The 14,864-nt window shown below is 70.4% G+C and carries 7 protein-coding genes; 4 read left to right on the top strand and 3 right to left on the bottom strand.

Annotated features, from left to right (window positions below):
* Positions 1-23: 23 nt before the first annotated feature.
* Positions 24-575 carry an acyl-CoA thioesterase gene (locus tag FL625_RS10905; protein ID WP_149588700.1) on the bottom strand — a complete coding sequence of 184 codons (552 nt, stop codon included), beginning with the start codon at positions 573-575 and terminating at the stop codon, positions 24-26.
* Positions 576-701: 126 nt separating this feature from the next.
* On the opposite strand from FL625_RS10905, the gene FL625_RS10900 reads away from it, so the two are divergent.
* Both FL625_RS10900 and recQ read left to right on the top strand, forming a co-directional pair.
* Positions 702-989 carry a YggT family protein gene (locus tag FL625_RS10900; protein ID WP_149588699.1) on the top strand — a complete coding sequence of 96 codons (288 nt, stop codon included), beginning with the start codon at positions 702-704 and terminating at the stop codon, positions 987-989.
* A gap of 14 nt (positions 990-1,003) precedes the next feature.
* Complete coding sequence (gene recQ / locus FL625_RS10895; RefSeq protein ID WP_149588698.1) at positions 1,004-3,049, top strand: DNA helicase RecQ; 2,046 nt, start codon at positions 1,004-1,006, stop codon at positions 3,047-3,049.
* Between the two features lie 288 nt (positions 3,050-3,337).
* On the opposite strand, the gene FL625_RS10890 is transcribed toward recQ, so the two are convergent.
* Positions 3,338-5,872, bottom strand: a complete 2,535-nt coding sequence (locus FL625_RS10890; protein ID WP_149588697.1) for a hybrid sensor histidine kinase/response regulator — start codon at positions 5,870-5,872, stop codon at positions 3,338-3,340.
* A gap of 182 nt (positions 5,873-6,054) precedes the next feature.
* Between FL625_RS10890 and FL625_RS10885 the strand changes: the two genes are divergently transcribed.
* Together FL625_RS10885 and pbpC are read left to right on the top strand one after the other, a co-directional pair.
* The gene (locus FL625_RS10885; RefSeq protein ID WP_149588696.1) at positions 6,055-11,499 is read left to right on the top strand and encodes an alpha-2-macroglobulin family protein; all 5,445 of its coding nucleotides are present in this window, start codon (positions 6,055-6,057) and stop codon (positions 11,497-11,499) included.
* Between the two features lie 19 nt (positions 11,500-11,518).
* Positions 11,519-13,612, top strand: coding sequence for a penicillin-binding protein 1C (gene pbpC / locus FL625_RS10880; RefSeq protein ID WP_149588695.1), 2,094 nt, complete (start codon positions 11,519-11,521; stop codon positions 13,610-13,612).
* 70 nt (positions 13,613-13,682) lie between these two features.
* Here the strand turns inward: pbpC and bktB are convergent, their stop codons facing one another.
* A complete protein-coding gene (gene bktB / locus FL625_RS10875) occupies positions 13,683-14,840 on the bottom strand; it encodes a beta-ketothiolase BktB (protein ID WP_149588694.1) in 1,158 nt (385 codons plus the stop codon).
* Positions 14,841-14,864 lie beyond the last annotated feature (24 nt).

The following is a 14,864-nucleotide window of genomic DNA, read 5'->3' as shown; positions in this document are numbered from 1 at the left end:
CGCGCCGCAGGCAAGCGAGGAGCCTAGCCCAGCCGTTCGGGCGGCCAGGGACGGGTGGCTTCGGCGGCGATCCAGGCTTCGACCCAGGCGGGCAGGGGCGGGCTGTCCGGCGCGGCCCCCAGCGCCACGGCCAGCTCTGCCGGAGGCACGATCCCGGTCCGCGTGCCGTTCGTTCTGCCCACCACGGCCGAGCGGATCAGCACCTGCGAGGCGCAGTCGTCGCCCTGCCACATCGACTGTTCGGTGTAGAGGAAGCGGTCGTCCCAGCCGAGGCAGCGGCTGTAGGTCGTAAGCCGCGAGAACATCGTCACCCTCCGCCGGTAGCGCACCGAAGAGCCGGCCACCGTCATCCCCCAGCCCTTCGCCTTCAGGACCCGGTGCAGGCCGGTTCGTGCACCCAGCGGCAGGCGGCCCAGGTCGTAGAGCGTCAGCGTGCGGCCGTTGTTCAACTCGAACCACGGGTCCAGATCCCAGGGCCAGCAGAGGTGATGGCTGACATGGGTGTCGAACAGCCCAAGCGCCGGCATGCGGCGGGCGCGGGCCAGTTCCTTGAACATGCGCAGGAAGGGATACATCGGCACACTCCGGTTGGGCGCCCTGACTTGCCCGGCCGCGCGCCTGCGTCAAGCGGAACGCTGCGGAAGGCATTGCCCTTCGCCGCCCCGGCGGCTACCTCTGGCGCAGACCGGACGGAGTGCCCGATGACCTCGCTTTATGAAATCCTGATGTTGATCCTCGGCATCGCCAAGTTCCTGATCCTGGCGCATTTCGTGATGAGTTGGCTGATCAATTTCCAGGTGCTGAACATCCGCCAGCCGCTGGTGGCGCAGGTCTGGCACGGGTTGAATCGCCTGCTCGAACCGCTCTACGGCCCCATCCGCCGGCTCTTGCCGGCCATGGGGGGGATCGACCTGTCGCCGCTGGTGGTGCTGATCGGGATTTACGCGCTGGAGATCATCCTGCGCAACAATGTGGCGGTCTTTCTCTGACACCGACCTGACCCTTGGACCACGCGGCCCGGCTTCTTCATTCCGTCTTCGGATTTCCCGGGTTCCGGCCGGGCCAGGCCGAGATCGTGCAGTCCGTCCTGCAGGGCCGGAATACGCTGGCCATCATGCCCACGGGCGGGGGCAAGTCGCTGTGCTATCAGTTGCCCGCGCTCTGTCGCGAAGGGGTGACGGTCGTCATCTCGCCGCTGATCGCGCTGATGCGGGATCAGGTGCGGGCGCTGCGGGCAGCGGGGGTCGAGGCGGGGGCGCTGACCTCGGGTAATACCGATGACGAAACCGAAGAGGTGTTCCGGGCCATCGACGATGGCCGGCTGAAGCTTCTCTACATGGCGCCCGAACGGTTGGCCTCTGCCGGCACGGCGGCGCTTCTGCGGCGGGCGCGGTGCGGCCTGATCGCGGTGGACGAGGCGCATTGCGTCAGCCAGTGGGGGCATGACTTCCGCCCCGACTACCTCCGGATCGGCGAGTTGCGCCGGTCCCTGCGCGTGCCGCTTGCCGCCTTCACCGCCACGGCGGACGAGGAGACGCGGGCGGAGATCGTGGCGCGGCTCTTCGACGGCGAGGCGCCGGTCACCTTCCTGCGCGGTTTCGACCGGCCGAACATTCATCTGGCCTTCGCGGTCAAGGATGGCCCGCGCGCGCAGATCCTGCGCTTTGCCGCCGCGCGGCGCGGGCAGTCGGGCATCGTCTATTGCGCGACCCGCGCCAAGACCGAGACGCTGGCCCAGGCGCTGCGCGAGGCGGGGCATCCGGCCGTGGCCTATCACGGCGGGATGGAGGCGGATGAGCGGCGTCTGGTCGAGACCCGGTTCCAGCGCGAGGACGGGCTGATCGTGGTGGCGACGGTGGCCTTCGGCATGGGGATCGACAAGCCCGACATCCGCTGGGTGGCCCATGCCGACCTGCCGAAGTCGATCGAGGCCTATTACCAGGAGATCGGCCGCGCGGGCCGCGACGGCAGTCCGGCCGAGACGCTGACGCTCTACGGTCCCGACGACATCCGTCTGCGCCGGACCCAGATCGACGAAGGCGCGGCGCCGCCGGACCGGAAGGCGGCGGACCATGCGCGGCTGAACGCTCTCCTGGGCCTCGCCGAGGCGCTGGGCTGCCGGCGGCAGGTGCTGCTGGGCTATTTCGGCGAGACGGCCGAGCCCTGCGGGAACTGCGATCTCTGCGATCGGCCGGCGCAGCTGTTCGACGCGACCGAGGCGGTGCGCAAGGCGCTGTCGGCGATCCTGCGGACGGGGGAGTGGTTCGGGACGGGGCATCTGATCGACATCCTGACCGGAACAGCAACCGCGAAGGTGCGCGAAAGGGGGCACGATCAGTTGCCGACCTTCGCGGTGGGCCGCGACCTGTCGAAACCGGCCTGGGGGGCGGTGTTCCGCCAGATGATGGGGCGCGACCTCGTGCGGCCCGATCCCGACCGCCACGGCGCGCTGCGGATGACCGAGGCCGCGCGGCCGGTGCTGCGCGGCGAGGCGACGGTGACGCTGCGCCGCGACACGGTGGCGGCGGCGGGGGAGCGGGAGCCGGTGGTGCGGGCGCAGGTGGCGGAAGAGGATGCGGTCCTGCTTGCCGCGCTCAAGGCCCGGCGGCGGGTGCTGGCCGAGGCGCAGAACGTGCCGGCCTATGTCGTCTTCCCGGACAGGACGCTGATCGAGATGGCGGAGCGGAAGCCCGCCACGCTGGACCAGATGGCTGGGATCACCGGTGTCGGGGCGAAAAAGCTGGAAAGCTATGGCGCCGCGTTCCTGGAGGTCATCACCGGTGCGGCGGAGGGGCTGCATCCGGCGCGGATGCGGCTGGCGGGGCGGCCGGAAGGGGCGCTCTTCGACCGGCTGGCGGAGGTGCAGCTGGCCCTGGCCCGGGGCGAGGACGGGACGGGAAAGTATCTGAACTGCACCCATGCCACCCTGCGGGCCATCGTGGAGCGGCGGCCTTCGACCCTGGCCGAACTGGCCCGGATCCAGGGGATGGGTGACGCGAAGATCGAGCGTTTCGGCGCGGCCTTCCTGGAGGTCCTGCGGGACGGCTGACGGCCTGTCCACGGTGGACATTTCCGGATTTCATAAGAAAATCAGAAGTTTGTCATTTTCCGTTAGGGATTTGGCAAGATGTGCTCGGCGACTGGTCCCGGGGCCGGCCGACCGCATCGAGCGCTGGCGCGCAAGCCTTTTCTCTCGCCTCTGGCCTGCGGCCAACCGGCTCGGCCACGGGGGCGCTTCGCCCCCCGCACCCCCCGAGAGTATTTGCCAAAGGGCAAATCCGGGGGGCGGGCAGATCTCCGTGGCGGTCCGGGCGCGCCGGGCGCAACCGTGCGGCAGTCAGGCGGCGCTTTCCACCACGCTCGCGACCGGAGGCCGGGCCTCGGGCGGGCAGTATTCCGTGAGCGTGGCCTCGATGGCGGCCTTGCGCAGGGGTTTGGTCAGGTAGCGGTCGATTCCGGCGGCCAGGATCCCGTCGGCATCGCCTTCCATGGCATGGGCGGTCAGCGCAACGATCGGCACGCGGGAGCCGGTCGCGCGGATGGTTCGGGCGGCTTCCTTGCCGTCCATCTCGGGCATCGAGATGTCCATGAAGACGAGGTCGGGCTGGAAGTCCTGGAACATTTCCACCGCGATGCGGCCGTTGTCGGCGAAGCGCAGGTCGATGTCCATGTCGCGCACCATCTTCTGGAAGACGAGCTGGTTCGTCCGGTTGTCCTCGGCCGCGAGGACCCGCATCTGGCGCAGGTCGGCCGGGGCGGGTGGGGGCGGCGGGTCCGCGGCCACGACGGCGGGGGCGGTCAGCGCCTGCAGGTGCCGGTAGAGGTCCGACCGCAGGATCGGCTTCTGCAGGATCGCCGCAAAGTCATGGGCGAGGCTGCCGAGACCCGCCGGGTTCGACGACAGGAGGAGCACCGGCATCGTATGGCCCGCGGCGCGGATCGCCTCCAGCAGCTGCACGCCGTCCATCTCCGGCATGGCATGGTCGGTCAGGACCACGTCGTAATCCGGATCGGCGGCAAGCCTTTCCAGCACCTCGGCGGCCGAGCGGCAGAGCGCGACCTCGATCCCGCAGGGGGCAAGCTGGCGTTCGAGGATGGTGCGGTTGATGAACTGGTCGTCCACCGCGATCACCCGGCGCACCGCGACCGGCACCTGGACCGGCCCCGCATCCTCGGCCACCGGCAGGGTGACGCGGAAGCCGAAGGAGGAGCCGCGGCCCAGTTCGCTGTCCACCCAGACCGCGCCGCCCATGTGTTCGATCAGCCGCCGGGTGATGGCGAGGCCAAGCCCGGTGCCCTCGAACTTGCGGTTCCGTTCGTCCTCGACCTGGTTGAACTCGCCGAAGATGTGGTCGAGGTGGTCGGGCGCGATGCCGATGCCGGTGTCTTCCACCGTGACATGCAGGGTCTGGGTCCCGTCCTCGGCCTCGATGCCGACGACGCGGGTCAGGACATGGCCTTTCTCGGTGAACTTGACGGCATTGCCGATCAGGTTGGTCAGCACCTGCCGCAGACGGCCGGGATCGCCGACGAAGCGGGTGGGCAGGAACATGTCGAAGTCGATCATCAGGTCGATGCCCTTTTCCCGTGCGCGGGGCTGCAGGAGCATCGTCACCTCGTGGATCGTGCGTTCGAGGTCGAAGGGTTCGGGGCGCAGCGTCAGGCGCTCCGCCTCCATCTTGGAATAGTCGAGGATGTCGTTGATGATGACCAGAAGCGCCTCGCCCGACGACCGGATCGTCTCGGCGAAGAGGCGCTGTTCCTCGGTCAGGGCGGTGTCGCAGAGAAGTTCAGCCATGCCGACGACGCCATTCATCGGTGTGCGGATCTCGTGGCTCATGTTGGCGAGGAAGGCGGACTTGGCGCGGTTCGCGGCCTCGGCCGCGGCGCGGGCGGTCTCGAGCTGCGCCTGCTGTTCGCGAATCGCGGTGATGTCGGTCCGCAGGCCGACGCGGCCCCCGTCGGGGGTGACATGGTCGGATTCCAGGATCACCCGTCCGTTGGCGAGCGTGTTCTCCGCGATGGTGTCGGCGGCGCGGAAATGCGCCAGCCGGTCGGCGAGCCATTCCTCCTCGCGGCCCACGGCATCGGGGACATGGGCGTTTCGCAGCCCGTGGCGCAGAAGCTCCTCGAAGGTGACGCCCGGCTGCATGACGGGGGCACTGTCGGGGAACATTTCGCGGTAACGCTGATTGCAGGCCAAGAGCCGTTCCTCCCTGTCGAAAAGGACGAAGGCATCGGGCAGCACGTCGATGGCGGCCCAGATGCGCATCTGTTCGGTGATGTCGATGATCAGCGAGACGAGCCCGCCGTCGTTGGCCCGGCGTTCCTGGAGCTTTATCCAGTTGCCGGTCCGCAGCTTGAGCGTGATCGGTTCGATCCGATCGTCTTCCAGGCGCGCGCAGATGCGCTCGGCGACGGCCTCGGGGCTTTCCTCGCCGAGGTCGAGCATGGTGCGGGCAAAGACGGCGGCCAGTTCGGCATAGGAGATGCCGGGGGCCACCGGATGACCGGCGAACCAGGCCAGGCAGGCTTCGTTCGCAAGAACGAGCCGCATGTCGGCGTCGAACACGGCAAAGCCGTCGCGGATGGTGTTGATCGCGTCCCACAGCCGGCGTTCGGCCATGACGGCCGCGGTATGGGCGCGGTCCAGATCCTCGACGAAGCGGGTGTTCTGGTGCTTCAGGAGCTCGGCCTCGGAGCGGGCGGACTTCACCGCCTGGCGCTGTTCGACGATCTGGTCGGACAGCGCGCGGGCGTGGATCGCCAGCTTTTCGTTGGCCGCGTGCAACTCGCGGCTTTTCTGGTCGAGCAGGCGTTCGGCCGCCAATCGCGCGCGCCGTTCCCTGACCAGTCGTTCGGTTAGATCCATGCTGCCCCAGCCGGCGAATTCGGGTCCCGTCCCGGCGCGGGCGGGCGCCCACGTCGGGTATTCGCGACTAGCCTCGCCGATCAGGATGAACCAAGGCTTAACGGCAAAGCGGCCTTGCGCGTGCTTGCCTCGGGCGGGGGCGGCATGCGACAGTCGGGCCGATCGGTCAGGGAGGCATTTCGATGCGCGGGTTTGTGAAAGCTGCGGTGGCGGCGGCATTTCTGGGCATTGCGGGCGGGGCATTGGCGCAGGACCTCGTCCCCGAGCGGCGATTCATCGTCACCCAGGACGAGGACCTGCCGGGGGGCGACATTGCCTCGGTCTTCGACACGACGGTCGAGGCCTGCGAGCGCGCCTGTCTGACCAATGCGCGCTGCGAGGCCTATGTGTTCAACACGCGCAACGGGTCGTGTTTCGTGAAGAACAGCCCCGGCGAGGGCGCGTTCTTCGCCGGGGCCCTTTCGGCGCGGGTGGTCGAGACCGATCCGGCGGTACGGGCGGCGGCGGCAGAGCGGCGGAAGGAGCTGGGCTTCCTGCCCGACTGGGACATCCAGCCCGCCTTCGAGCAGGCGCAGGGCCTGGGCCGGCAGCATACCACCGGGCCGTGGAGCGCCGAGGAGCATCTGGCCGCGGCCGCCGAGGCCGAGGCGCGGGGCGACTGGGCGGGGGCGGCGGCCTTCACCGGGGCGGCGCTGAACCGGACCGACGATGCGGCGACCTGGGGCGAATTCGCGCGGCGGCAGCTTGAGGCCGGGAAGGCCGATCCGAACCAGTCGGGCTATTTCTTCTACCAGGCGATGCTGTCCTCGGTGAACGGCTACCTGCGCGCGGACAGTCCGGCGCTGCGCCACACGATCCTGGTGACCATGGCCGATGTGCTGGAGCGCAACGGCCGCGGGCGCGACACGGTGCAGGCGCTGCGGCTGGCGCAGTCGTTGCAGGACCGGACCGACACGGCGGCGCTTCTGGATGCGGCGATCGGCAAATACGGCTTCCGCATTGCCGAGACGCAGGTGCAGTCCGATCTGGCACGCCCGCGCATCTGCGCGACCTTCAGCGAGGATCTGGTGGCCTCGGGGGTGGATTATTCGACCTTCGTGCAACTGAAGGATCCGGGCCTTGTGGTGGAGAACGGCGGCTGGCGGCAGCTGTGCGTCGCGGGGCTGGAACACGGCAAGCGCTACAGCATCACCTTCCGCGAGGGGCTGCCGGCGGCCGATGGCCAGACCCTGGCGAAGTCGGTCGAGATCACGCAATACGTCCGCGACCGCAATCCGGGCGTGAAGTTCCCCGGGCGGGGCTATGTGCTGCCCAAGGCCGGCGAGCCGGCGCTGCCGGTGCAGACGGTGAACACCGAAAGGCTGGACCTGACGCTCTACCGCGTCACCGACCGCAACCTCTTGCGCGCGATCCAGACCAACTACTTCGGCACCCCGATCGACGTCTATTCCGAGGAGTATTTCTCGGGCGAAGTGGGCGAGAAGCTCTGGACCGGCTCGGCCAGCGTGGCGCAGGAGGTCAACCGCGACGTGACCACCCGCCTGCCGATGGGCGAGGCGCTGGCCGGCCAGCCGGCGGGGATCTATGCGCTCAAGGCCGAGGTGCCGGGGGTTGACCCCTACAACATCCCTCCGGCCTGGCAGTGGTTCGTGGTCTCGGACCTGGGCGTGACCACCATGTCGGGCGTTGACGGGCTGCATGTCTTCGTCCGCAGCCTGTCCACCGCGAAGGCCAAGGCCGGTGTCACGGTCGAGCTGCTGAACCGGGCGAACGCAGTCCTGGCGACCTGGGTGACCGACACCGAGGGCTATGCCCGCATCGACCCGGCGCTGACCCGCGGCACGGGCGGCAGCGCCCCGGCGATGGTGGTGGTGAAGGACGGCGAACAGGACATCGCCTTCCTGTCGCTGACCGACCCCGAGTTCGACCTGTCCGACCGGGGCGTGGCGGGGCGCGAGGCCGCGCCGCCGGTGGATGTGTTCCTGACCACCGACCGCGGCGCCTATCGCGCGGGCGAGACGGTCTATGTCACCGCTCTGGCCCGCGATCCGGAACAGAAGGCGGTCGAGGGCCTGCCGCTGACGGCGGTGCTCAAGCGCCCGGACGGGGTGGAATATGCCCGGACCGTGGTGAATGACTGGGCCGGCGGTTACGTGTTCAGCCAGCAGATCGCCGGCAGCGCGCCGCGCGGGGTGTGGCGGCTGGAGATCTTCGCCGATGTCGAAGCCCCGGCGCTTGCCGCGAAGACCTTCCTGGTCGAGGACTTCCTGCCCGAACGCATCGACTTCGACCTGGCCATGGGCGATGCGCCGCTGACCCTCGGCGGCGCGCCCGCCGACCTGACCCTGTCGGCGCGCTATCTGTTCGGCGCGCCGGGCGCGGGGCTGGCGGTCGAGGGCGAGGTGCTGTTGCGCGCGGCGCAAGGGCTGGAGAAGTTTCCCGGCTATGTCTTCGGCCGCCACGACCAGCCTTTCAGCGCCCAGATGGCTGCGCTGGAGGGGGCCGAGACCGACGAGGCCGGCGCTGCCACCCTGCCTGTCGCCCTGCCCGAGGTCGCCGATCCCTTCCGCCCGCTCGAGGCGCGGGTGACGGTGCGGGTGGCCGAGGGCTCGGGGCGCCCGGTCCAGCGCGAGCTGGTTCGCGCGCTGGCACCGTCCGAGCCGATGATCGGCATCAAGCCCCTGTTCGACGGCGTGGCGCCCGAGGGCGGTCAGGCGCGGTTCCAGCTGATCGCGGTCGGCGCGGGCGAGACGGCGGTCGATCTGCCGCTGCGCTGGAAGGTCAACCGGGTGCAGTATGACTATCAGTGGTATCAGAACTTCGGCGAATGGAGCTGGGAGCCGGTCGTCACCCGCGAGCTGGTCGCCGAGGGCGAGGCCCGGCCCGGTGCACAGCCGGCGGAGATCGCCGCCGATGTGACGTGGGGCAGCTACGAGATCGTGGTGGAACGGGCGGATGGCGGAAAGGCGGCCTCGTCGATGGAATTCTACGCGGGCTGGTATGCGCCCGCCGATGCCTCGGCCACCCCCGACACTCTGGAATTGTCGCTGGACAAGCCCGCCTATCGCCCCGGCGAGACGGCGACCTTGCGCGTCGTGCCGCGGGCTGCGGGGACGGCGCTGGTCACGGTGCTGTCGAACCGGCTGGTCGCCATGCAGGCGGTCGAGGTGAAGGAGGGCGAGAACCTGCTCCAGCTGCCGGTGACGGATGACTGGGGCACGGGGGTCTATGTCACCGCCTCGGTCCTGCGGCCGATGGATGTGGCGGCAGGGCGGAACCCGGCGCGGGCGCTGGGGCTGACCCATGCGAAGATCGACCCCGGCGCGCGGGCGCTGTCGGCCAAGGTCGAGGTCGCGGCCGAGGCTGCGCCGCGCGGGCCGCTGGACGTGGCGGTGAAGGTCGAGGGCGTGACGGCGGGCGAGACGGCCCATGTCACCATCGCGGCGGTGGATGTGGGCATCCTGAACCTGACCGGGTTCAAGGCCCCCGATCCGCAGGACCACTACTTCGGCCAGCGCCGGCTGGGCGTGGGCATCCGCGACCTTTACGGTCGGCTGATCGACGGGCTGAACGGCGCGACCGGCGAGGTCCGCTCGGGCGGCGACGCGGGCGCGCAGGCGCGGTTGCAGGCGCCACCGCCGACAGAGGAGCTGGTGGCCTATTTCACCGGCCCGGTCGAGGTGGGCGCGGACGGCTATGCGCGGGCGACGTTCGACCTGCCGAGCTTCAACGGCACGGTGAAGGTGATGGCCGTGGCCTGGTCGAAGACCGGGGTAGGGCAGGCATCGGCGGATGTGCTGGTGCGTGACCCGGTGGTGTTGACGGCCAGCCTGCCGCGTTTCCTGTCGCCGGGCGACACGTCGCGGCTCTTGCTGGAGGTGGTCCATGCCACCGGGCCTGCGGGGCGGATGAGCCTCGACGTGACGGCGAACGGGCTGACGCTGGGCGCGGTGCCCTCGGGCTTTGACCTCGGCGAGAAGGCCAAGGCGGTGTTCGAGGTGCCGGTGACGGCGGGGGATGTGGGCGTGCAGAGCATCGACATCAGCCTGACCACGCCGGACGGCAAGGTGCTGAAGAAGACGCTGACGATCCCGGTGCAGGTGAACGACCCGGAAGTTGCCCGCATCAGCCGGGTGGAGCTTGCTTCGGGGCAGAGCTTCACCTTCGACGGCAACGTGTTCGCGGGACTCGTGCCGGGGTCGGGCAAGGCGGTGATGGCGGTGGGCCCGATCGCGCGGCTGAACGCGCCGGGACTGCTGGCGGCCCTTGACCGCTATCCCTATGGCTGCACCGAGCAGATCACCTCGAAGGCGCTGCCGCTGCTGTACTTCGACCAGGTGGCGCGGGTGATGGACCTGAAGGGGGCCGAGAACATCCAGACCCGGATCGACGAGGCGGTGGTGGAGATCCTGGCCAACCAGTCCTCGTCCGGGGGCTTCGGGCTCTGGGGGCCCGAGCAGGGCGATTTCTGGCTGGACGCCTATGTGACCGACTTCCTCAGCCGGGCGCGGGCGCAGGGTTACACGGTGCCGGACCTCGCGTTCCGCAACGCGCTGGCGAACCTGCGCAACCAGGTGAACTATGCGCCCGACTTCAGCGCTGAGGCCAACGGCGGCGGCGAGGCGCTGGCCTATGCGCTGATGGTGCTGGCGCGCGAGGGCGCGGCGGCGGTGGGCGACCTGCGCTATTATGCCGATGTGAAGGGCGACGATTTCGCGACGCCCTTGGCGCAGGCGCAGCTGGCGGCGGCGCTGGCCTCCTACGGCGACCAGTCGCGGGCGGATGCGATGTTCCGCAAGGCGCTCGCCAAGCTGGATGCGCAGGGGCCGGAGCAGGGCCAGGTCTGGCGGGTGGACTACGGCACCCGCTACCGCGACACGGCGGCGCTCTTGACGCTGGCGGTCGAGGCCGGGTCGAACGCGGTGGACCGCGAGGCGCTGACCGACCGGCTGGCCGCGCAGGGCACCAACCTCTCGACGCAGGAGGCGACCTGGGCGCTTCTGGCCACCAACGCGCTGATCGACCGGCCGGGGGCCGAGGGCATCACAATCGACGGCCAGCCCGCCGAGGGTCCGCTGGTCCGCGTGCTGGAGGCCGGCGCGGCGACCCCGGTCGTCGTGCGCAACAAGGGGCCGGACACCAGCGTCACGGTGACGACCTATGGCGTCCCGGCCGAGCCCGAGCCCGCGGGCGGCAACGGCTATGCGATCACCCGGACCTACTACACGATGGACGGTCAGGAGGTCTCGCCCGGCAGCGTGGCGGCGGGCACCCGGCTGGTGGTGGTGCTGGAGGTCACGCCCTTCGCCTATGGCGAGGCGCGGCTGATGGTCAGCGATCCCCTGCCCGCGGGTCTGGAGATCGACAACCCGAACCTGATGTCGGCGGGCTCGACCTCGGAACTGGGCTGGCTGGATGCGGTGCAGGACGTGGCCCATGCCGAGTTCCGGCAGGACCGCTTCCTGGCCGCGATCGACTGGCGGTCGGATGCGCCGTTCAAGCTCGCCTATGTCGTGCGCGCGATCAGCCCGGGCAGGTTCCACCATCCGGCGGCCTCGGTCGAGGACATGTATCGCCCCGATTTCCGCGCCCGGAGCGCGACCGGGACGCTGACGGTCACGCCCTGAGCCGGGGCGGGAGGCGGCCATGACGCGGGGCGGAAGAAAATTCTTCGCCGAAGAATTTTCGGCCCCCCGGTTTCCGCGCGCCGGTTGGGTGCTGGCGCTGGCCGCCTGCCTGTGGCTCGGGGCGCTTGGACGGGACCGGTTCGACGCTTTCATCGACGCGACCGTCCTGCCGCCCCTTGCGGTGGAGATGTCGGTCGAGGTGCTGGACCGCGACGGCGACCTCTTGCGCGCCTATACGGTTGCCGATGGCCGCTGGCGGCTGGCCCTGCCGCCGGACAGGGTGGACCCGCTCTACCTGCGCATGCTGGTGGCCTACGAGGACCGCCGCTTCCGCGACCATGGCGGCGTGGACATGCGGTCGATGGCGCGGGCGGTGGTGCAGGCGGCGCGGAACGGGCGCGTCGTCTCGGGCGGATCGACGCTGACGATGCAGGTCGCGCGGCTCTTGGAGGAAGGGACGACCGGCAAGGTCGCGGGCAAGCTTCGGCAGATGCGGGTGGCTCTGGCGCTGGAGCGGCGGCTGTCGAAGGACCAGATCCTGCAGCTTTACCTGCATCTCGCGCCCTTCGGCGGCAATCTCGAAGGGGTGCGCGCGGCCTCGATCAGCTATTTCGGCAAGGAGCCCGCCCGCCTGACCCCGGCCGAAGCCGCACTTCTGGTGGCGATCCCGCAGGCCCCGGAAAGCCGCCGCCCCGACCGCGCCGCCGACCGGGCCGAGGCCGCGCGGAACCGGGTGCTCGCCCGCGCGGTGGCGGCGGGGGTGCTGGACCCCGAAACCGCCGAGGCCGCCCGGCGCGAGGCGGTGCCGGGCCTGCGTCAGCCCTTCCCGGCGCTCGCCGCGCATCTGGCCGACCGGGTCCGCGCCGAACGCCCGCAGGATGGGCAGCACCGACTGACGCTGGACGGCGACCTGCAACGCCGGCTCGAGGCGCTGGCGGCCGAGGCAGTCGCCGGCCGGGGCGAGGCCTTGCAGGTGGCTATCCTGGTGGCCGACCATGCCTCGGGCGAGATCCAGGCCTCGGTCGGCTCGGCGGGCTATCAGGCCGATCTGCGGCAGGGCTTCGTGGACATGACCCAGGCGCTGCGCAGCCCCGGATCGACGCTGAAGCCCCTGGTCTATGCCCTGGCCTTCGACGAGGGGCTGGCCCATCCCGAGACGATGATCGAGGACCGGCCGATGCGCTTCGGCACCTACGCGCCGCAGAATTTCGACCGGCTCTACCTCGGCACGATCCGCATGCGCGAGGCGTTGCAGCTGTCGCGCAACATCCCGGTGGTGGAACTGACCGAGGCGCTGGGGCCGGCGAAACTGATCTCGGCGATGGAGAAGGCGGGAATGAAGCCGGTCTTTCCGGGCGATCAGCCGGGGCTGGCCATCGCGCTGGGCGGGGTGGGGGTGACGCTGCAGGACATGGTGCAGCTTTACGCCGCGCTGGCCCGCGGTGGGGTGGCGCGGCCGCTGACCTGGCGGCTCGGGGCCGAGGGGGCCGAGGGGCAGCGGCTGGTCTCCTCCGTGGCGGCCTGGCAGGTCGGGGACATTCTGGCTGGACTGGCCCCACCACCCGGCGCGCCGGCGAACCGGCTGGCCTACAAGACCGGCACCTCCTATGGGCACCGCGATGCCTGGGCCATCGGCTATGACGGCCGGCATGTGGTGGGGGTCTGGATGGGCCGGGCGGACGGGACGCCCGTGCCGGGGGCCTTCGGCGCGGATGTGGCGGCCCCGGTGCTGTTCCAGGCCTTCAACCGGCTGAAGCGAAAGCTCGACCCGCAGCCCCCCGCGCCGCCGGCGACCCTGCTGGTCGCCAACGCCGCGCTGCCGCAGCCGCTGCAACGCTTCCGGTCGCGCGCGGCGGCCTTTGCCGAGGCGGCGGATGCCCCCGCCGTGGCCTTCCCGCCTGACGGTGCCGAGGTGGAGCTGCTGGCGGCCGGGCTGAAGGTCAAGGTCGCGGGTGGCACCGCACCCTTCACCTGGCTCGCCGACGGGGTGCCGGTGGTCGTCGGCTCCGAGGCGCGCGAGGCGATGCTGGCGATGCCGGGTGCGGGCTTCGTGACCCTCAGCGTGATCGACGCCGAGGGCCGGTCCGACCGGGTGCAGGTGCGGCTGCGGTAGCACCGGAGTTTCATGGAAACTCCGGACCGGAGCCTTGCAGGCTCCGACGCGATTTCTGCACAGAAATCGCTCAGGCGCGTTCGATGGCCAGCGCGATCCCCTGGCCGCCGCCGATGCACATGGTGACAAGGGCGGTGCGCCCACCGGTCCGTTCCAGTTCGTGCAGCGCCTTCACGACCAGGATCGCCCCGGTCGCCCCCACCGGATGACCCAGCGCGATCGCCCCGCCGTTGGGGTTCACCCGCGCGGGGTCGAGGTCCAGCGCGCGGGACACGGCCAGCGCCTGGGCTGCGAAGGCCTCGTTCGATTCCACCACGTCGAAGGACTGCGGCCTGACCCCGAGCTTCGCACACAGCGCCTGCACCGCCGGGATCGGGCCGAGGCCCATGACCTTCGGGTCCACCCCGGCCAGCGCATAGCCCATGATCCGCGCCCGGCTGCCCTTGCCGGATCGCGACAGGACCAGCGCGGCGGCGCCGTCGTTGATGCCCGAGGCATTGCCGGCGGTCACCGTGCCGTCCTTCTGGAACACCGGCTTCAGACCCGCCAGCGCCTCGGCGCTCGTGGCCTTGGGGTGTTCGTCGGTGTCGAAGGTCACCGGGCCCTTCCGGCCGCCGACCTCGACCGGCACGATCTGGTCGCGGAACCGGCCTTCGGCGATGGCGCGGGCGGCGCGGGTCTGGCTTTCCAGCGCGAAGGCGTCCTGATCCTCGCGGCTGATACCGTGCAGCGCGGCGACGTTCTCGGCCGTCACCCCCATGTGCCCGGTGCCGAAGGGGCAGGTCAGCGCCCCGGTCATCATGTCCAGCGCGCGGGTATCGCCCATCTTCTGCCCGAAGCGGGCGGCGGGCAGGATATAGGGCGAGCGGCTCATGCATTCCGCCCCGCCCGCCAGCGCCAGTTCGGCATCGCCCAGCATCAGCGCCTGCACCGCCGAGACCACGGCCTGCGCGCCCGAACCGCAAAGCCGGTTGACGTTCATCGCCGGCGTCGTCTCGGGGATGCCGGCGTTCATCGCCATGACGCGGGAAAGATACATGTCGCGCGGTTCGGTGTTGATGACATGGCCCATGACGACCTGACCGATCTGCCCGCCTTCAACCCCCGCGCGGTCCAGCGCGGCCTTAGCGGCATGGGTGGCGATGTCGATGGGCGGCAGGGCGGACAGCGCGCCGCCGAAGCCGCCGATGGCGGTGCGGGCGGCGGAAAGGATGTGGATCTCGGTCATGGGGGCCTCCGGTGTTTGGCCCAT

Origin of the sequence: Tabrizicola flagellatus, from assembly GCF_008271465.1 — a bacterium.
GTDB classification, from domain to species: domain Bacteria; phylum Pseudomonadota; class Alphaproteobacteria; order Rhodobacterales; family Rhodobacteraceae; genus Tabrizicola; species Tabrizicola flagellata.
Note: the sequence above shows the minus strand (reverse complement) of the source record. Positions and strands in the feature narration are given on the sequence as shown.

Bases quoted from the DNA above. Each gene is read 5' to 3' on its own strand.
- FL625_RS10905 (WP_149588700.1), bottom strand. From the start codon at position 575: ATGTATCCCTTCCTGCGCATGTTCAAGGAACTGGCCCGCGCCCGCCGC.
- FL625_RS10900 (WP_149588699.1), top strand. From the start codon at position 702: ATGACCTCGCTTTATGAAATCCTGATGTTGATCCTCGGCATCGCCAAG.
- FL625_RS10890 (WP_149588697.1), bottom strand. From the start codon at position 5,872: ATGGATCTAACCGAACGACTGGTCAGGGAACGGCGCGCGCGATTGGCG.
- FL625_RS10885 (WP_149588696.1), top strand. From the start codon at position 6,055: ATGCGCGGGTTTGTGAAAGCTGCGGTGGCGGCGGCATTTCTGGGCATT.
- pbpC (WP_149588695.1), top strand. From the start codon at position 11,519: ATGACGCGGGGCGGAAGAAAATTCTTCGCCGAAGAATTTTCGGCCCCC.
- bktB (WP_149588694.1), bottom strand. From the start codon at position 14,840: ATGACCGAGATCCACATCCTTTCCGCCGCCCGCACCGCCATCGGCGGC.